Below are 18,217 nucleotides of genomic sequence, written 5' to 3' on the forward strand. Positions count from 1 at the left end.
GCGCTATGGATGGACAACAGCAATCCAATAACAGATTAACCTTAAAGCTGCTGGCAGCAGTGGTGGCGATGTTTGGCTTTGGTTTTGCGCTTGTCCCGTTATATGACGTGATGTGCGAGGCTTTAGGAATCAACGGAAAAACAAATACTGAGTCTGCGCTACAGCCACAGGGTATGGTTCCTGACACATCACGTCTTATTCGAGTTGAGTTTATGGCACACAGAAATCAGGGTATGTCTTGGTTGTTTGAACCTAAGCAACAGTCAATGGATGTGCATCCCGGAGAAGTGATTCAGACGGCCTACGTAGCAACAAACCAGTCATCCATAGCTACTATCGGTCAAGCCGTCCCTTCGGTATCACCGGGTATGGGCGCGTCATATTTCAACAAAATTGAATGTTTCTGCTTTAATCACCAACCACTGGAAAGCCTGGCGACGGCCGAGATGCCTTTGATCTTCTACATTGAGCCAGATATTCCGGATTCGATTCATACATTAACGCTGTCGTATACCCTCTACGACATTACGGATAAGGTTCCACAACCCGTTGAAGTAGCACGAATGGAACCGAGTGGCGACCTCACACAGCAAGGAGCTAAGCCATGAGTTCAAAACATCAATCATATTATGTTCCCGCTCAAAGCAGCTGGCCAATTGTCGGAGCGGTTGCGCTGTTTCTTATCGCGGTTGGCGCGGGGATCACGGTGCAAAACATGGCCGAAGGTGGAGAAGGCAGTATCTTCGGTAAGTTGATTCTTCTGGCTGGATTCCTGTTCCTGCTCTACATGTTTGCGGGTTGGTTTAGCAATGTGATTACCGAGTCGATGACAGGTAAGTATTCTGAGCAAATCTCGCGCTCTTTTAGGCAAGGGATGAGCTGGTTTATCTTCTCTGAAGTGATGTTCTTTGGTGCCTTTTTCGGAGCACTGTTTTATGCGCGCATGATCTCAGTGCCTTGGTTGGGTGGCGCGAGCAATAATGCGATGACTCATGAGGTTTTGTGGCCCGCGTTTGAAGCACTTTGGCCGCTGACGACCACCCCCGATGGTGTCACAACGACAGCGATGGGATGGCAGGGAATTCCGTTGATTAACACCCTGATTCTTCTAACTTCCTCTATTACTTTGCATATGGCCCATACGAGTCTTGAGCAGAACAAACGTATGGCGCTCATTGTATGGCTAGAAATTACGATTGTTCTGGCTGGTTTTTTCCTTTATTACCAAGGTGTTGAGTATGCCCATGCCTATCAGGACCTGAATCTTACTCTGCAATCCGGAATATATGGCAACACTTTCTTCTTATTGACTGGCTTCCACGGCATGCACGTTTTCTTAGGGACGACATTCCTAATCATACTGCTCGCCCGTGTGGCAAAAGATCATTTTACTCCTAAGGATCACTTCGCGTTTCAGGCAGGCAGCTGGTACTGGCACTTTGTCGATGTGGTTTGGCTATGTCTGTTTGTCTTTGTTTATGTGCTGTAGGTGTGTGCGCCCTTAGTAAGGGCGGACATTAGGTTCAATAAAACCTGTAAGAAGGGCGGCGATCAATAACACAACGGCGAGTGCAGAGAGGAACACCCGTCGGCCAAGGTAATAACTCATAGGCTTATCTTGGCGAGGCTCCTCATCACTTTCAGGTTGAGGCCCTTTCACCATTTCGAGCATCGCTCTTGCGAGGTTTACGATGATAAACAGTAGTAACACTACCAACAGCGATTTGAAGATGAATACCATAAAGTCTTCCTTATCAGTTCAGATGAAGTCGTACTCGTTTTGGGTTGGTCTGTTATTAACTGTGGTTGCCTTTTCTATTTTGGTCAACTTAGGCTTGTGGCAACTATCGAGAGCCGAAGAAAAGCAGCAAATGGAGCGGTTTCTGGATGTAAGAGAACAGGCCCCTGCAATCGATGTTACTCAGCTAAACGTTACCGAGACCCGCTACCTTACAGGCATTCGGGTTACCGCTGAACTAAGGCCTATCGAGGGAAAGTACCTATTGCTAGATAATCAAACCTATCAAGGTGAGGTTGGTTATTTGGCTTATCAGCTTATGGAGTTTGGGGTTGATAGCGCGGTTTTGGTGGAGCGTGGTTTTATTCCTTCACAGGGTCAACGAGATACCCTGCCCAACGTTGATTGGCTGAACAGCCCACTAAAATCAGACGCGAGAGTTTACCAGCGCTCTTCGAACCCGCTGAGTGATGAGCTGTATATTGAGCCGGGTGTTCCGCATCGAATTCAAAATCTCAATATTGCTGAACTTGAACAATATTGGCAGCACCCAATAGAGCCATACATTTTACAGCCCCGTACGTCAGATTGGCCCTATGGACAGCCTTGGAAACCTGTCCCGCTGGGGTCTGCTAAACACACAGGATATGCCGTTCAGTGGTTTAGTATGGCCGCGGCTCTAGTGATGTTGAGTGGCTGGGTTTTTATCAGAGCATTAAAACAAGGAGGTCAGGATGGCTAATCCAGTTACAAGAGGCAGAATCATTCTGGTTGCCTTGGTACTAATGTTTGCTTTGCCCGCAGTCATTGCCAAGACATTTCTCGCCAATCATTGGTATGAGTCTGGCGTGACAAACAAAGGCCAATTGATTGAACCAAAACAAAGCTTTGATGGGCTTGGAATCAGCAATCCTTATGCAAGCGAGCAATGGCAGTTGGGGTATTTGATTCCGCAGCAATGTGATGAATTCTGCCTTAAGCAGGTGTACTTGCTGGGTCAAAGTCATTTAGCGCTGGGTAAATATCAGAGCCGCGTCGCGCCTGTGCTGCTTGTCTCTGAGCTCAGTGATACATCGGTATTGGAAAAGGGTGGGTTTGAAGCCATCAAAGTGAATCAAGCCTTCCACCAGGTTGTGTCTGACTTTGAGTACGTCATTGTCGACCCATTGGGCCAATTGGTGATGCGTTATCCCAAAGTGGAATCACAAGACGATTTGGTTCGCCAAAGCAAAGATGTACTAGCGGACTTAAGGAAACTACTTAAGTTATCAAGAGTAGGCTAACAGCAGGGAAGGAGTTTGGTTATGGGATTGACCAATTTAGTTCGCCTAAGTCTCGTATTGACGTTCATCGTCATCATGCTTGGTGCCTATACTCGACTGGCTGACGCTGGACTAGGATGTCCCGATTGGCCGGGATGTTATGGCCAGTTGACCGTACCTAGCGATCAACAAGAAATCGCACTGGCAAAATCCTTGTATCCAGAGCTCACTGTTGAAGCGAATAAAGCTTGGCTGGAAATGATCCACCGTTATTTTGCGGGCACGCTGGGTTTATTGGTGTTTGCTATTTCATTTCGAGTGATTAAAGAGAAGTCGTTGCCTTATGGCTTACCGATTGTCATCTCTTTAGTGGTGGTTTTTCAGGCGCTCTTGGGTATGTGGACGGTAACCATGAAATTGATGCCACTGGTGGTGATGGGGCACCTTCTTGGTGGGTTTACGCTATTTTGTTTACTTGCGCTTCTGTATTGGCGGCTACTTGATCGAAAGTCACCCATTGAAGCCGTCCCTCATGTATCAGGTTGGTTAAAGTTTCTTGCGCCTGTCACTTTGTGTTTTGTTGTTATTCAAATAGCCTTGGGCGGCTGGACGTCGTCCAACTACGCTGCCCTAATGTGTACAAGTTTACCAGTATGTGAAGGGAACTGGACGGGGCATCTGGATTTTGACCGCGCTTTTCAGTTGATACAACCCAAGCAGGAAACCTACGAGTTTGGCACGTTAGACTATGGCGCTCGCATGACGATTCATGTGACGCACCGATTCGGTGCTGTGCTGGTGGCTCTGTTGTCCATCAGTTTACTTTGTGCGTTGCTCTGTGCCAGAAACCCTAAGCTAACAAGTGCCGCTTTCAAAGTGGGTGTGTTGCTAATTCTACAAATCAGTTTAGGTATTGCTAATGTCTTACTTAGCTTACCTCTTGTGGTGGCGGTTGCGCATAACCTAGTCGCTGCTTTGTTGCTGCTTTCAGTCCTCCATGTCAATTATCTGCTGCGACAGAAAGTCACTGCTAATGCCCATTCCACTCGATTTTTTCGTAAGGAGAGTTCGCGATGAGTAATTCTATCAGTCACATTTCTGAACAAGACCGATCGTTATGGCGAACCTACCTCACTCTGACTAAGCCGAAGGTGGTTGCTTTAATGCTGCTTACCGCTCTGGTCGGAATGTGCTTAGCGGTGCCAGGATCGCTACCTGTTCAACAATCAACTCTTGGTATGTTGGGGATTGCTTTGATGGCAGGCTCTGCTGCAGCATTTAACCACCTGATTGACAGACGAATTGATGCGGTTATGGCTCGAACATACAAGCGACCTCTACCGTCGGGTGAACTCAATGTGCGCAATGTGTTTGCGTTTGCCGCTGGAATTGGACTCGCTGGATTTGTGGTCTTGTATGTCTGGGTGAATGCGTTGACGGCTTGGCTGACTTTTGCCAGTTTGCTGGGCTATGCCGTTATCTACACCATGTACTTAAAGCGCGCTACGCCACAAAATATCGTCATTGCGGGGATTGCTGGTGCGATGCCGCCGTTACTTGGTTGGACGGCTGTCACAGGTGAAATGCATGCCAATGCCTGGCTGCTTGTGATGATTATCTTTATATGGACCCCTCCGCATTTTTGGGCATTAGCGATTCATCGCAAAGAGGATTATGCCAAAGCCGATATACCAATGCTGCCTGTCACGCACGGTGAGGAATATACAAAAACATCAATACTGCTTTACACTGTATTATTACTTATCGTTTGCCTATTCCCTGTGTTGGTTGGGATGGCAGGAGTCTTCTACTTAGCCTCAGTAACAATACTGTCTGCGTTGTTTGTCTATCACGCTTGGAAGTTGAAATTTGGTACTGACGAGAAGCAAGCCATCAAAACATTTAAGTTCTCTATTTGGCATCTGATGTTGCTATTTTCAGCACTATTAGCCGAGCATTATTTGATTTGAGAGAAGTACCTGTCTAGCCATTTGCTTTATGTTTCAAGGAGTGGCGCTCAAGCCTTTTAAACAAGGTAGAAAGCGTCAGGCAAAATATTAGGTAAGTAGCGCCTACAATTAGCCAAATTTCAAAGATAAGGCCGGAGGAATTTGCCATCTCTGTGCCAACGAAAGTCATTTCTTGAATCGAAATCAGTGACACAATCGAGGTATCTTTGACCAGTGAGATGGCTTGTCCGGCAAGTGCAGGAGTAATTGCGGCTAATACCTGAGGGGCAATTACCAAGCGGTACTTAGCCCAAGTGGAGAGCCCTAATGCGTCTGCCGCTTCCCATTGTCCTTTTGCTATTCCAGCCAAACCTGAACGTACTATTTCAGCCACATAGGAAGAGGAAAGGATCCCGACACAAAGTACGCCAGACAGTAGATTTTCCCATAGGGACTTAGGCCCGAACAACATCGACTGCAACGCATTCGCCTCTCTGGAGTACTCCCTTAGAATTCCTTCCAACCCGATAGCGGGAATGAGCTGATTTGAGATAAAAAAGTAGAAGATAAACACAAAGACCAGCGGGGGAATATTTCGGATTAACTGGATATACACATTGGCCAGTGAACGAAATACGTAAATGGAAGAATGCCTAGCTACACCAATGAGTGTTCCCAAGGTTAGTGCCAGTAGCATTCCCCAAACACTGAGCCGTAATGTCGAGATCACACCCTGAATGAAGTAGGGCAACGACCCATCAGAGCGTGAAGTAAAGATCAGCGTGAATACTTCGCTCCATCGCCAAGTGTAATTCACTCCGATAGAAGCACGTTGGTAAAGCCAGAACCCAAATCCAGCTAAAACAAGCAATAAAACTACATCAAGTTTATTGAAGTTCCAGCTGGGTTTTCTGTCCTGGCTGGCGGTCAGTAAATTCGATTTATTCACCTAACGTCCTGCTAATCTTTATGTCTCATCAATCATTCTGGGTTTAAGAAACGTGGTTATTGGCCCGTTGCAACTTGCTGCTGCCAGTCGAGCGTCGCGAACCAGTACTCGTATCTTTGCTCAAGCCAGCCATCCTCGGTACGGGCTTGTATCCACTGGTCGAAGAAGGCTTGTTTGTCGCTTTCACCAAGACGAACGGCGAAAGCCTCGTTGCCCTTAGACAGGCGCTCATTAAACGGGATAAACAGTTTGTCGGCATTCTTCACAGCTTCATGTTCAGGTTTAGGGCTAGAAGCAATCACAGCGTGAGCGTTACCATTGAGGACTTCCTGAAATGCTTGAGCATCATCGTCGAACTGAAGAATCTTAGCTTTCGGAAAAGCCTCTCGAGCGACTTGTACCGTGAAGGCGCCACGGCGTGCAGCGATTTTAACGCGTCGAGAATTGAAATCGCTCATTTCAGAAAAGCCTGAAGCCAGTTCTTTATTGGCAGCCACCTGAACACCAGAGTGTGAATAAGGAGTGGTAAATAAGACACTCTTAGAGCGTTCGGGAGTCACGCTCATGCCGCCAATAATGACATCAAATTTTTTCGCCAGAAGCGCTGGAATAATGCCATCCCAAGCGGTGGGTACAAATTCGACTTTCCAGCCAGAATCCGCGGCAAGACGTTCAGCTACATCGATTTCGAAGCCAATTAAATCCCCTTGCTTGTCGCGCATTGCCCATGGGACAAAGGTCGACATTCCGACGCGTAAGGTGCCGCGCTCGTTAATCTTATCCAAATTTGGGGTTTCACTGGCAAGTGTTGGTAGCGCTACTGCTAGCCCAAGCAAAGCGGTAATCGCTTGCTTGAAAGCTCTCAACGAACGAATCTTTTGTCCTAAGTGTTTCATTTGATTTCCTTATTATTGAGCACGCCATTGGGCGCCAAGTTTGTGTTCTAGCCAAGCGGAGATTCCCGAGAGTGACAGTGTGAGCAAAAGATATATCGCTGCCACGCTAAACCAAATTTCAAATGGCATAGCGGTTTCTGAAACAATGTTTCTTCCTTCTGTCGTCAGGTCGAATATGGCCATTACGCTGACAATTGATGAATTCTTAACCAGAGAAACCACTTCATTGGTCAAAGGCGGTAACGTTCTTTGCAGTAACTGCGGGAAGATAACGTCGTAGTAGGTAGAGAAAGGGCTTAGCCCAAGGGAGCGAGCAGCCTCAAACTGACCTTTAGGGATGCTGTTTAGGCCTCCACGAAAAATCTCAGCGGTGTAGGCACCCTGGAAAAGTGAGAGCGCCAAAATCGCAGTCGCGAATCTATCAAGGCCGATCACAGGCCCAAAGACGAAATATAAAAGGTATATCTGAACCAGAAGCGGCGTATTGCGAATCAGCTCAATATAAGTATTTGCGATGGTTCGGCCTACAACAGACTGAGAAAGCTTAAGCAAAGCCGTCAGCATTCCAATCAGCAGAGTAAACAATAGGCTCCATGCCGATATCTTGATAGTGACCCACAAGCCTTCGAGCAGTTCAGCAGGCCACCACTCACCATCTTCATAGAAGGCGATATAGTCAGGTACTCGGTGCCATTGCCATTGGTAATCTATTGCTTTCGCACCCGAATCCAGCAGCCACAACAGCCCTAAACCTAGTATTAGGATTTGAGCGAAGGCGGATAAAACGGGCTTTAAAATTCGGCTAATCATTGGTGGCTCAGGATTTGCTCCAGAAACTGTTGTGTTCTAGGGTGTTGCGGCGCACTAAATAATTGCTCAGGAGTAGCCATTTCGAGTATTTCTCCTTGATCCATAAATATCACTCTATCGGCCACCTTTCTGGCAAAGCCCATTTCATGTGTTACGCAAACCATCGTCATGCCATCTGTGGCTAAATCTGTCATCACTTCCAAAACCTCTTTGATGGTCTCAGGATCCAAAGCAGAGGTTGGCTCGTCAAACAACAAAATCTCGGGCTTCATACACAAAGAGCGTGCAATGGCGACACGCTGCTGCTGCCCGCCAGACAATTGAACGGGATATTTGCTTGCCTGCTCCGTGATGTTGACGCGATCTAGAAAGTGCATGGCTGTATCGATGGCTTGTTGTTTCGATTGCTTCAATGTGCGCATCGGTGCCAGCGTCAGGTTTTCTAATACGGTTAAGTGAGGAAAAAGATTAAAATGCTGAAAAACCATGCCGACTTTTCCCGGTGAGACAGAGGACAAAGGCTGGCCGAGCACCTGAATACTGCCTTTTGAGATGGTTTCCAACCCGTTGACGGTTCGAATTAAGGTCGATTTTCCAGAACCAGAGGGGCCACAAACGACTAACCTCTCCCCTTTTTGTACTGAGAGGCTAATATTCTTCAGTGCCTGAAAATGGCCGTACCACTTGCTGACGTGTGTAAAATCGATGGCGCTCATGCCGATTCTTTATATGCATTTATTTGTATTTCTACCTTAACAATATCAAAGAGATATTGCATCTCATGCGGTTCAAATAGAGCTAGAAAGCCTGATATTGCTCACTCTTTATCGTATGTAAGTTAAATTTTACATACGGTGTAAAATGTAAAAATAGAAGAAATATTGCCTTTTGGTTCAAAAAATGGTTGCAAGCATCGTTTTTGATAGATAAGTTACAGGGAAGATGAAAAACAAAATAGAGCATTTATGCACCACTAATTTTTGGTGCAGTGTTCAAGCCAAGAGAAATAGGAAGACGTAAGCAATGTTCCAGACTGATGATGTACGAATTAGCAAAGTAAAAGAATTATTACCGCCAGTAGCTGTTTTAGAGAAGTTTCCGGCGACTGAAACTGCGTCTTCAACGACTTTTCGCTCTCGTGAAGCAATATCTAAGATTTTAAACGGCGATGATGACCGTCTGCTGGTTATCGTTGGTCCTTGTTCTATTCACGATCCTGAAGCAGCAATCGAATACGGTAAGCGTTTGAAAGTATTGCGTGATGAGCTGGGTGACCGCCTAGAAGTCGTGATGCGAGTTTACTTTGAGAAGCCACGTACAACTGTGGGTTGGAAAGGTCTGATTAACGACCCATACCTGAATGACACGTTTAAGATCAACGACGGTTTGCGCATGGGTCGTAAGTTGCTGCTGGATCTAACTGATCTTGGCCTACCAACGGCAAGTGAATTCCTTGATATGATCACTCCGCAGTACGTTGCAGACTTAATCAGCTGGGGTGCTATCGGCGCACGTACTACTGAGTCTCAGGTACACCGTGAGCTGGCTTCTGGTATCTCTTGCCCAGTCGGCTTCAAAAACGGCACTGATGGCAACATCAAAATTGCATCAGATGCAATCCGCAGTGCGAGTGCTTCTCACCACTTCTTGTCAGTCACGAAGTACGGTCACTCTGCAATCGTTGAAACTGCTGGTAACCCAGACTGTCACATCATCCTACGTGGTGGTAAAGAGCCTAACTACAGCGCTGAACATGTTGGTGCTATTAAATCTGAACTTGAAGCATCAGGTCTGCCTCAAAAGGTGATGATCGACTTTAGCCATGCTAACAGCTCGAAGCAGTACCAGCGCCAGATGTTGGTTTCGGAAGATGTAGCGGGTCAAATTTCTGCAGGTGAAGATGCTATTTTTGGTGTAATGATTGAGTCGCATCTTGTTGAAGGTCGTCAAGATCTTGTTGATGGTCAAGCTCCAACTTACGGTCAGTCTATCACTGATGCGTGTATTGGTTGGGAAGATACTGAAAAGGTTCTTCGTCAGTTAGCCGATGCTGTAGAAGCGCGTCGTAACAAATAACCTATTTCTTATTTGTAAGAAAAGCTCCCAAGTCGGGAGCTTTTTTCGTTTTAGGGGTTTAATTGAACACTGTTTAATATATTATGGAAATCAAACTTATCGACCCCAATGATTCATGAAGCGAACGTCAAAGATTATCTGGACTGTCATACTATGCTTGGCTTTATCCCCATGGACTCATGCGGCCCAAAACGAGAGTGATTTGTTTATTTACACTCTGCCCAAGTACGATGACTCGCGCAATGAGATGAACCAAGACCCGATTGATGTAAAGATCGATAGTACATCGCCTCCACCAGCTTTGAAGCTAGATTATGAGGTCCCTTGCGATCTCAAGTGTGGCATCGGTCATACAGGACTGTTCTTACTTTATATTGCAGCGGAAGGACAGAAAGATCAGCAATACCGGTATTCATTAATGAATCCAAACTACGAACCTTAATCTGACTAATTTGAACAAGGGCTCTCGGTAGAGAGCCCTTGTATATTTATTTACCAACGAAACCTACAACAACCGTGTCGCCTTCCAAACTCCGAGAGAAAACATAGGCTGAATTGTTGCCAATTTCTTTGTGTACACCAGCTCCTATTGCAGGATGGGATTGACGGAACTGGCCTAACGTTTGCCAGTGTTTGAGAAGTTGTTGGCGCTCTTTACTTAGCTCCCACAGCATGTCAGAGCGAGTGCCTTGATGGAAGTCATCAGCATAGGGGCCTAAATCTCGTCCCACTTCATCACCGTAGTAAACCTGAACAGCGCCGGGGCTAAGTAATAAAGCGTTGGCGGCGTTACGCTGCATCTCAAACGAGTTGAAGCGGCTGAAAAACAGTTCTGTGTCGTGTGAAGACATGTAGCTGACAGGGGTAAAATCTGGCGTTTCTTGCATTGAATCGGCGTAGTTTTGATAGGTTTCCTGCATTTGGCTCAGGCAAGCGGCACCTTTGTCGAGCTTCTTCTGCATATCAAAGTTGATTAGCGCATCGAAACCTTGGTCAGCATAAGGTGAACGGTAAGCCGAATGTCCCCAGACTTCACCCATCATCCAGAAAGGTTGCCCAGTCTGATTATTATTGACACGCCATTGCTCAAGGCTCTTTGTTGCCTCGCTTTTCAACCGTTTCCACACATCTCCTTCAACGTGTTTAACGGTATCAACTCGAAAGCCATCAACACCAAATCGCTTGACCCAGTCGGTTTGCCACTCGATGAGGTAGTCAGATACGGTGTAGCTCTCACGCGCTTGAACGCGGGTTCCTGGATTGTTGAGTAACCATTCTGGTGGCGTAACGTGCTGCTCAGACTCGGTCAAAAAATCAGGTAAGCCGGCTAGTGTCATGGTGATGTCGCTTGAGCCGGGTTTGCTGTAGCCTGGCAGACCTGCACGAACCCAGTCTTTACCCCACCACTGATGCCAGTTAGAACTCGTGTAATCAACGGAATCATTAAAGCTATGCCAGTTCTGCCCTGATTTGGGTGCCCAGTCTTGCCATTTATCGGGCATATTTTCGGTGTTAACAACGTTTATGTTGTCGAACTGTAAGTCTGCCAGTGTCGAGTAACCTGAATGATTGACCACGGCGTCAAGGAAGATACGCATACCGCGTTTGTGCACCTCTGTGACCAGCTGCTTTAGATCCTCTTCATTACCAAAGTTCTGATCGATTTTGGTGAAATCACGAGTCCAGTAACCGTGGTAGCTATAGAATGGAAAACTGCCTTTCTCTCCACCACCGACAAAGCCGTGGACTTGCTCTACGATAGGAGAAAGCCAGATCACGTCAGTGCCAAGGCTTTGAATATAGTCGAGCTTTTCGGTTAGTCCTTTAAGATCCCCTCCATGAAAGGTGCCGATCTCTTGTTTGCCATCTTTCTTTCGGCCATAGCTGTGGTCATTGGATGTATCTCCGTTGTTGAATCGATCCACCATGGCGAAATAGATATTGGCGTTTCGATAGTCGAATTGCGCAGAGGAGGCGCTGGCGTCGGCCTGTTCAAGTAGAACAAGTCCACCACTGTTCGGGGAGGGGGTTAATCTTACTTGGTTGTTTTGCACGGTAACGAGTTGATTTGAAAATGCCTCTCTGAGCTGAGTGCCGTCACTGAAGGTGTCACCTAAAGAAAGTGTCACTTCTCCACCTTTGTATTGCTCGCAAACGACATCAGGGATAGGGCGGGTAAACTTCTTGGCTGCCATTTTCTTAGCTTCTCGAGCTATCGTGATCGTGTTTTGGCCCTCATCGTAGGCAAATGAGTAATCACCACTGAAGCGAATTTTGACCGATAATTCAGTGTCGCTGCTGCAATTGAGGCTCAGTGGCTTACGAAACTTAACTTTCTGTTCTGCTACTGATGGGCATGTACCATCAATCCCAGATATATTAACTTGATAAGTTTCTTTTTTGAGTGGCAGGACCAATGGATCCGATGTGCTTAAAGGGAAATCCCGACTTGTGGTGGTAGTTGAAATGGTGAGAGTCGGCGCGGCTATACTTGCCGAACTGATTAGTGCAGTCAGCGCAGCAAGAGATACATGTGTTTGCTTCACGTTCATTCCTTGATTGTTTTTTAAACAAGGTTAAACCGATTTCCTTAAGCTGACATCATTCCCCTAATCTACGCCCCAAAATTTGCTCAAAATCACAGCAGTCATCCTTTATGTTATACGAATGACAGTTTCAGCGTTGTGTCTTTATCTGGAGGTTTAAAAATTGCACCATGGCAGATTCATCTAGGTAGCCATCGGCTTTCTTGTGGCCTCGTAGATATTGATAGCCTGCAATGACATGGCGGTGTTGTTCGTGGTCTTTTGGTTCAAAGCCATGGACGTGTCGATAGGCCATTATATAGGCGTCCATGTCGACCACTTCAGCTTGTCTATATAGATACCCGCAGCCAGTAGCCAGCCATTCAAGTGAACAGTTGGCTTTCATGGCTATCTGATTAGCTTTGGACAAACTCGGTTCACTCCCGTTGAGGTATTTGCGAATCAGGGCTTCTGAAAGTTCTACTCGGCGAGCAAAACCAGAAACCGACTCCTCACCAATCAATTGTTTTAGCCGTTCGGAGAAACTCAATTTTTCGTACTCTGGTTCGAATTTGTTGTCAGTATACGTTGAGCATTGAATTAAACAAGAATACTGTAAAGGCAGTTTTTATTAGGAGGTAAGTGATGGTGTCTAAAGTCACAATTGCGCCGCAAGGCCCGGAGTTTTCTCAACTGGTTCAGGGTTACTGGCGCCTTGCAGAATGGGGTATGACGCCTCAGCAAAGATTATCGTTTCTCAAGCAACATATTGAGTTAGGTGTTACAACAGTAGACCATGCCGATATCTACGGCAATTACGAATGTGAAGCTCTATTTGGTGAAGCGCTAAAGTTAGATCCTGCCGTCCGTGATGAAATCGAGATCGTCACTAAGTGTGATATTAAGCTTTGTACCGACAAATTTCCTCAACGCAAGGTGAACCATTATGACACCAGTGCGGGGCATATTTATGAATCTGTTAACAATTCGCTTGCACGTCTGAACATCGAGCAAATTGATGTCTTGCTTATCCATAGACCTGATGTACTGATGGATGCGGATGAAGTGGCTGATGCGTTTAATGAATTACACAAAGTTGGCAAAGTGAAGCACTTTGGCGTGTCTAACTTCACTCCAAGTCAGTTTGATCTTCTACAATCTCGTGTGGCCAAACCGCTCGTTACTAACCAGGTTGAAATCAATCCATTGAATTTTGAAGTTGCCCATGATGGTACGTTAGATCAGCTTCAAATGAAGCGCGTGCGACCAATGGCGTGGTCTTGTCTCGGCGGTGGAAGCATCTTTACTGGTGCAACCGAGCAGGCACAACGTGTTCGTGATGAGCTAGAAGCAATCCGATGTGAAGTAGGTGCGCAGAGTATTGATCAAGTCATCTACGCATGGGTAAATAGGCTGCCATCGCGACCTCTGCCTATTATTGGTTCAGGAAAAATTGAACGCGTGAAAAGCGCTGTTGAAGCGATGGACATTGAGCTCACTCGTGAGCAATGGTATCGCGTTTGGGTAGCCTCTAAAGGTCATGGTGTGCCATAGGCCATTCAAAAGGACGACAAAAAGGAGCCAGCTTAGCTGGCTCCTTTTTAGTAACAGATAGAACGATTGGCAAAACGAACACTAAACGGTGTGACCGTATATTCGACAAGTGCCTCCGGCTTTATCGGCCTCGAATAGTAAAAACCTTGGATGTAGCGGACGCCAAGCTCATTCAACTGGCTGATCTGAAGTTCGTTTTCTACACCCTCAGCAATAACCTTCATGTTCAGTTCTTTTGCTAAGCTCACCATAGACTGAATAACAGGTTTAATATGAGTGTCTGCGCCTAAGCTGTTAATGAAAACCTTATCTATTTTCATCACATTAAACTTGTGCTGTCTTATCAAATTTAACCCGGAATATCCGGTACCAAAATCATCCACAGCGACTTCAAATCCAAGCTGGCTTATACGTTGCAAAGAACTGAGAGCGTCTTTAAGTTGATCGACAGGGAAATCAAGGTTTTCCGTCACCTCTATTAGAATGTGCTGCACGTAAGCTGGGTTTTCTTTGGCGTAAGACTGTAGAAAAGCCATGAAGTCAGGCTTGAGTAATGATGTACGGCTTAAGTTTATACTAATGTAATGATTACCCAGGTTATGGCCATTCTGTGTTAGAAACTCTGTCACCGATTGAAAGGTGTGGCGAGTCAAATCATCAATGAGATCCAACTTCTCTGCGAGTGGAATAAATATTTCAGGAGAAATGCGGCCTTTCAGCGGGTGATTCCAACGCAGCAAGGCTTCACTACCGACCACATTGCGTGTTTCGATATCCACAATCGGTTGCAAATACAGTTCGATCTGACGCTCGCTAATGGCTTTATTCAAACAGAATTCGATCGAATGCCTGACAAGAGTGTGATGGCGCAGCAGAATATAAATCAGTGACAAGGCGAAAGCGAACAACACGACCTGCCAAATGTTTTGTTGGTAGTGGTGAAGATAGGCGGCGGTATCAAGCTGGATTTTGACCGACAACGGATAGAGTTGTGATGAGAAGTTGAAAGGCGTGGTCATATATTCAGAAATCTGATGTTGTCCCTGAATACTGCGGCTGAGAACTTGAATCTGATACCCATAGTGTTGATTGTCTAACAGAGAAGACGTTTGTTGCAGAAACTGATTAGGTGGAAGCAGCGCGTTAATACCTGTTCCGTCATCGGAAGAGACATAAATGAAAAATGAATTGAGTTTGCTTTTTGATTTGGTCAGCGAAATGGTGATGTTATTTGATGACTCTGAAATGCGTTGCAACACAGAAGAAAATAAGCGGATACTGGTTGGTCCTTCGTTACTGGTGCAGTAAACATGGGAGCCTTGATATAAGCCAATCTCTTTAATCATATCAGAGTGGAACATATGAGCACGAAGGGCGAGTTTGTCTTCTGCGCTACACGAAGCGCTCACATTCTTCTTTAGGACGATTAATTCGCTGGCTACTCGGTCGATATAATTTTCCAACGTGGTCACAGAGTGGTTGCCGTCGAGAACGGCCTGTTCTCTCGTTTGATGGTAGTTCCAAATAAACGACACGATAAATACTGCCCCAAATATGCCCGCTATGGGAAATAAATTGGGTAAATGCGCAAAAACTTCTCTTCCATTAGCCAAGTAACGCTGAATTTTGTAATTCATGAAGACATCAATGTCCGTATAGTATTTTCTTTACTTTAAGAGTTATCTATCAAAGATGATGTTTTTCATAGCCTTATTTTGGCGTTTAACGTATTTTTTAATCTGTTTTCTCACTTGTGAGACTTTTGGCGGCGAGCATGAGTTAACTGTTGAATATCATGCAGTTAGCTAAAGGGTGACAGTGTGCAATTAGGTCTATACTTACTCTAATAGCGAACAACGGCCATATTGCGGAAATAAGCACTGGAATCACGTACAAATTTTGATATTTTTGTCGCCAATACGCTTGTTGAATATTATTAAAATTCTTAATTGTTGTTGACTTGCTTAGTCAGATTGAGGGGATAAGTATGGAAGTCGAAATTGTACGCCAGGCTCGCATCGTTGAAGAGGTAAATGGTGATGTTATTGCCGTGAAGCCAGATGGTGCTGCGAGAAAAGTCATTCAAGGCGAGACTATCCAGTCGAATGAAATTATGATCACCGCTCGTAATGCCTCCGTGGTGTTGAGTGCTAGTGGCATTCCTTCAATTGTTGACGAAAATAGCATTTCTTTAGAATTAGAGAATGTTGATGGAAACGCTTGGCACTCTGCGCAAGTTAACGGTGACATTGGATTTGATTTTACCCAGATTGGCGACGGTGCTTTAAGTGAAGATGACATCGCGGCGATCCAAGGCGCCATTTTAGAAGGTGCTGACCCGACTCAAATTCTAGAAGCAACTGCTGCCGGCGCAGGTGGTGCTGGTTCTGCTAATGGCGGCTTTGTGACCATCGAATACAATGGCACCGAAGTGTTAGCAAGCACTTTCTTCGAAACATCTGCGCAAGCACAAGACAATGCAGAAGAGACAGAAGATGAGATAAGAACGTTAGTATTTGCTGCTGGTGGTGAAAGCATCTCAGAAGCGCTTGTTGAAGGCTCTCTATCAGCAGGTACTTACCCCCAGTCAGAAACAGCAACCGTCACCGTCTTTGCTGGTGACCTTCCTTTAGATGCGGATAGTTTTGTCCCTGAACCTGCTTCACTCGCTAGCTTATTGGCTGAACTCAATTCTGATATCACATCTTCAGGCGAAGCCGTTACGTTTACTTATGATTCGGCCGAGAACGCTATTATCGGTGTCAACGCTCAAGGTGAAGTGTTGCGCATTGATATTGATACGACTCTGGTCGGCAAAGATGTCAGCCTTGAGCTGACCACAACAGTAAGCCAGCCTATTGATCATGTAGATTCTGTTGGTGGTGGACAAGTTGCAATCAGCGATGATCAGATTTCAGTCAGCTTTGATATCACTGGTGCTGATTCAGGTGGTAACGCTATTCGAGCTCCTATCGATGCTCAGGTTTCAATTGGCGATGGCGTTAATCCAACACCTCAAGCGACGAATGTTCAGAACGTCGAATCTGATTCAACGTTAATCCAAGGCGAATTCGTTGAAATTGGCAGTGATGCACTGGCCTCAGTAACGTTTGACAGTTCTGCACTTCAGCAGTTTGATGGCTTACTCAGTGACAATCAATCCACAACGGCAACGCTGTCAGATGACGGGACAACAATAACATTAACGGCTGATGGTTCAGGAGATACTGTACTGACGGTTAGCGTTGATACGCAGGGGCAGTATGAGTACCAGCAGTTTAAGCCTTTGGAGCACAATGGCTCTGATACGATTTCTCTTTCGCTGCCTACCACTATCGTAGATTACGACCAGGACACGGTAACCAATGACCTTAATATTGAGATTACTGACGGCGACAACCCTGTTATTACTAATGTTGATGGGTTGAGTCTTGATGAATCAGGTGTTGCTGGTGGTTCGCAAGTTGGCACTGCTGTGGTTTCGGGTAGTGGTTCTATTACAGCCACCGCAGGCAGCGATATTATCGATCACTTTGAGTTGGAGCCTAGCGAATTTAATACCGATGGTTCACTGACTTCACAGGGGCAGCAGGTCACCCTTGAGCTAACGGCTAATGAGAACGGTGTTCGAACTTACGAAGGTGTGATTGTTCTCAACGGCAGCCGTGTCACAGTGTTCGAAATTAAGGTGGATTCACCTGCGCAAGGTGATTATGAGTTCACGTTGTTTGAACAGCTTGATCATTTAGGTGCGAACGATGAGTCATTGACGATTGAACTCCCAGTTTACGCGGTTGATGCGGATGGTGACCGTTCTGAATTAGCGGGCGGTACGGGTTCCGAGGAAGCAGGCAAGATTCTCATCCAAGTGAAAGACGATGCACCGACGATTAGCGGCGCTGACGCTTTGTCTCTTGACGAAGATGACCTCGCTTCAGGTTCCTCACCAGACGCGGCTTCTTTGACGGCAAACGGTCAGTTTACTGTAACTGAAGGTGCAGATACGGTAGTTGAATACCGACTCGATACGAACTCTAATCCAGTAGCAGGTTTGAAGTCCGATGGCTTGGCGGTATCACTGAGTGAAACCTATGACAGCGCAACAAATACTTATACCTATACCGCTTCAACGTCTGCTCAGGATGTATTTGTTCTGACGATAAAAGGAGATGGCACCTACTCATTTGAGTTGAAAGGACCGATTGATCATGCTGCCAATGCTGATGATCAAACATTGAATTTCGCGGTTATTGCTAAAGATAATGATGGTGATACGGCTGCCCAAAATATTTCTGTCAATATTGTCGATGATGCTCCTTCGATAACCCATGCTGAGGCGTTAATCCTCAATGAGAATGACTTAGCCAGTGGCACCAGCCCGGACGCGACACGTGTGAGCCAAGACGGAGACTTTACCACGCTTGAAGGGGCGGATAAGGTCGTGAGCTACAAGCTTGA

The 18,217-nt window shown here is 46.0% G+C and carries 18 protein-coding genes; 10 read left to right on the forward strand and 8 right to left on the reverse strand.

Annotation, left to right across the window (positions count from 1 at the left end; all coding sequences use genetic code 11):
• Positions 1-5: 5 nt before the first annotated feature.
• Entirely contained in the window at positions 6-608 is a 603-nt protein-coding gene (locus QMA41_RS22015; protein ID WP_281630629.1) for a cytochrome c oxidase assembly protein, read from the forward strand.
• Positions 605-1,489, forward strand: coding sequence for a cytochrome c oxidase subunit 3 (locus QMA41_RS22020; protein ID WP_006960388.1), 885 nt, complete (start codon positions 605-607; stop codon positions 1,487-1,489). Before QMA41_RS22015 ends, QMA41_RS22020 begins: the two co-directional genes overlap by 4 nt.
• A 12-nt stretch (positions 1,490-1,501) precedes the next feature.
• Here QMA41_RS22020 and QMA41_RS22025 read toward each other — a convergent pair whose 3' ends face one another.
• A complete protein-coding gene (locus tag QMA41_RS22025; protein WP_006960389.1) occupies positions 1,502-1,741 on the reverse strand; it encodes a DUF2909 domain-containing protein in 240 nt (79 codons plus the stop codon).
• Between QMA41_RS22025 and QMA41_RS22030 the strand changes: the two genes are divergently transcribed.
• Genes QMA41_RS22030 through cyoE form a run of 4 tightly spaced genes read left to right on the forward strand, consistent with a single transcriptional unit; the run spans position 1,731 to position 4,970 of the window.
• Positions 1,731-2,480 (forward strand): SURF1 family protein, encoded by a 750-nt coding sequence (locus QMA41_RS22030; RefSeq protein WP_281630630.1) that lies wholly within the window; start codon positions 1,731-1,733, stop codon positions 2,478-2,480. The two genes, QMA41_RS22025 and QMA41_RS22030, sit on opposite strands and share 11 nt — an antisense overlap.
• Complete coding sequence (locus QMA41_RS22035) at positions 2,473-3,021, forward strand: hypothetical protein (RefSeq protein ID WP_038157550.1); 549 nt, start codon at positions 2,473-2,475, stop codon at positions 3,019-3,021. The genes QMA41_RS22030 and QMA41_RS22035 overlap by 8 nt, the downstream gene beginning before the upstream one ends.
• A gap of 21 nt (positions 3,022-3,042) precedes the next feature.
• The gene (locus QMA41_RS22040) at positions 3,043-4,077 is read left to right on the forward strand and encodes a COX15/CtaA family protein (RefSeq protein ID WP_281630631.1); all 1,035 of its coding nucleotides are present in this window, start codon (positions 3,043-3,045) and stop codon (positions 4,075-4,077) included.
• Positions 4,074-4,970 carry a heme o synthase gene (cyoE, locus tag QMA41_RS22045; RefSeq protein WP_281630632.1) on the forward strand — a complete coding sequence of 299 codons (897 nt, stop codon included), beginning with the start codon at positions 4,074-4,076 and terminating at the stop codon, positions 4,968-4,970. Before QMA41_RS22040 ends, cyoE begins: the two co-directional genes overlap by 4 nt.
• Before the next feature lie 13 nt (positions 4,971-4,983).
• Here cyoE and QMA41_RS22050 read toward each other — a convergent pair whose 3' ends face one another.
• Genes QMA41_RS22050 through QMA41_RS22065 form a run of 4 tightly spaced genes read right to left on the reverse strand, consistent with a single transcriptional unit; the run spans position 4,984 to position 8,320 of the window.
• Entirely contained in the window at positions 4,984-5,898 is a 915-nt protein-coding gene (locus QMA41_RS22050; protein WP_281630633.1) for an amino acid ABC transporter permease, read from the reverse strand.
• 56 nt (positions 5,899-5,954) lie between these two features.
• Positions 5,955-6,764, reverse strand: a complete 810-nt coding sequence (locus tag QMA41_RS22055) for a transporter substrate-binding domain-containing protein (RefSeq protein WP_031343191.1) — start codon at positions 6,762-6,764, stop codon at positions 5,955-5,957.
• Positions 6,765-6,806: 42 nt separating this feature from the next.
• Complete coding sequence (locus QMA41_RS22060) at positions 6,807-7,604, reverse strand: amino acid ABC transporter permease (protein ID WP_281630634.1); 798 nt, start codon at positions 7,602-7,604, stop codon at positions 6,807-6,809.
• Positions 7,601-8,320, reverse strand: a complete 720-nt coding sequence (locus tag QMA41_RS22065) for an amino acid ABC transporter ATP-binding protein (RefSeq protein ID WP_281630635.1) — start codon at positions 8,318-8,320, stop codon at positions 7,601-7,603. The genes QMA41_RS22060 and QMA41_RS22065 overlap by 4 nt, the downstream gene beginning before the upstream one ends.
• A 307-nt stretch (positions 8,321-8,627) precedes the next feature.
• On the opposite strand from QMA41_RS22065, the gene aroG reads away from it, so the two are divergent.
• Together aroG and QMA41_RS22075 are read left to right on the forward strand one after the other, a co-directional pair.
• Entirely contained in the window at positions 8,628-9,680 is a 1,053-nt protein-coding gene (aroG, locus tag QMA41_RS22070; RefSeq protein WP_006960398.1) for a 3-deoxy-7-phosphoheptulonate synthase AroG, read from the forward strand.
• A 202-nt stretch (positions 9,681-9,882) separates the two neighbouring features.
• On the forward strand, positions 9,883-10,122 hold the full coding sequence (locus QMA41_RS22075) for a hypothetical protein (protein ID WP_231115564.1): 240 nt from the start codon (positions 9,883-9,885) through the stop codon (positions 10,120-10,122).
• Positions 10,123-10,168: 46 nt separating this feature from the next.
• Here the strand turns inward: QMA41_RS22075 and QMA41_RS22080 are convergent, their stop codons facing one another.
• Both QMA41_RS22080 and QMA41_RS22085 read right to left on the reverse strand, forming a co-directional pair.
• Positions 10,169-12,226: an alpha-amylase gene (locus QMA41_RS22080; protein WP_281630636.1), complete on the reverse strand. Its 2,058-nt coding sequence runs from the start codon at positions 12,224-12,226 to the stop codon at positions 10,169-10,171.
• A gap of 130 nt (positions 12,227-12,356) precedes the next feature.
• Positions 12,357-12,755, reverse strand: coding sequence for a helix-turn-helix transcriptional regulator (locus QMA41_RS22085; RefSeq protein WP_031343192.1), 399 nt, complete (start codon positions 12,753-12,755; stop codon positions 12,357-12,359).
• A 95-nt stretch (positions 12,756-12,850) separates the two neighbouring features.
• Here QMA41_RS22085 and QMA41_RS22090 point away from each other — a divergent pair, with 95 nt between their 5' ends.
• Positions 12,851-13,759 carry an aldo/keto reductase family oxidoreductase gene (locus QMA41_RS22090; RefSeq protein ID WP_038157571.1) on the forward strand — a complete coding sequence of 303 codons (909 nt, stop codon included), beginning with the start codon at positions 12,851-12,853 and terminating at the stop codon, positions 13,757-13,759.
• Positions 13,760-13,806: 47 nt separating this feature from the next.
• On the opposite strand, the gene QMA41_RS22095 is transcribed toward QMA41_RS22090, so the two are convergent.
• Positions 13,807-15,396 carry an EAL domain-containing protein gene (locus tag QMA41_RS22095; RefSeq protein ID WP_281630637.1) on the reverse strand — a complete coding sequence of 530 codons (1,590 nt, stop codon included), beginning with the start codon at positions 15,394-15,396 and terminating at the stop codon, positions 13,807-13,809.
• 350 nt (positions 15,397-15,746) lie between these two features.
• Here QMA41_RS22095 and QMA41_RS22100 point away from each other — a divergent pair.
• Positions 15,747-18,217 (forward strand): retention module-containing protein (locus QMA41_RS22100; RefSeq protein ID WP_281630638.1); only part of this gene is annotated, 2,471 nt, incomplete at its 3' end.

The sequence above is a fragment of the Vibrio sp. St2 genome (assembly GCF_947311885.1).
In the GTDB taxonomy this organism is placed as follows: Bacteria; Pseudomonadota; Gammaproteobacteria; order Enterobacterales; family Vibrionaceae; genus Vibrio; species Vibrio coralliilyticus.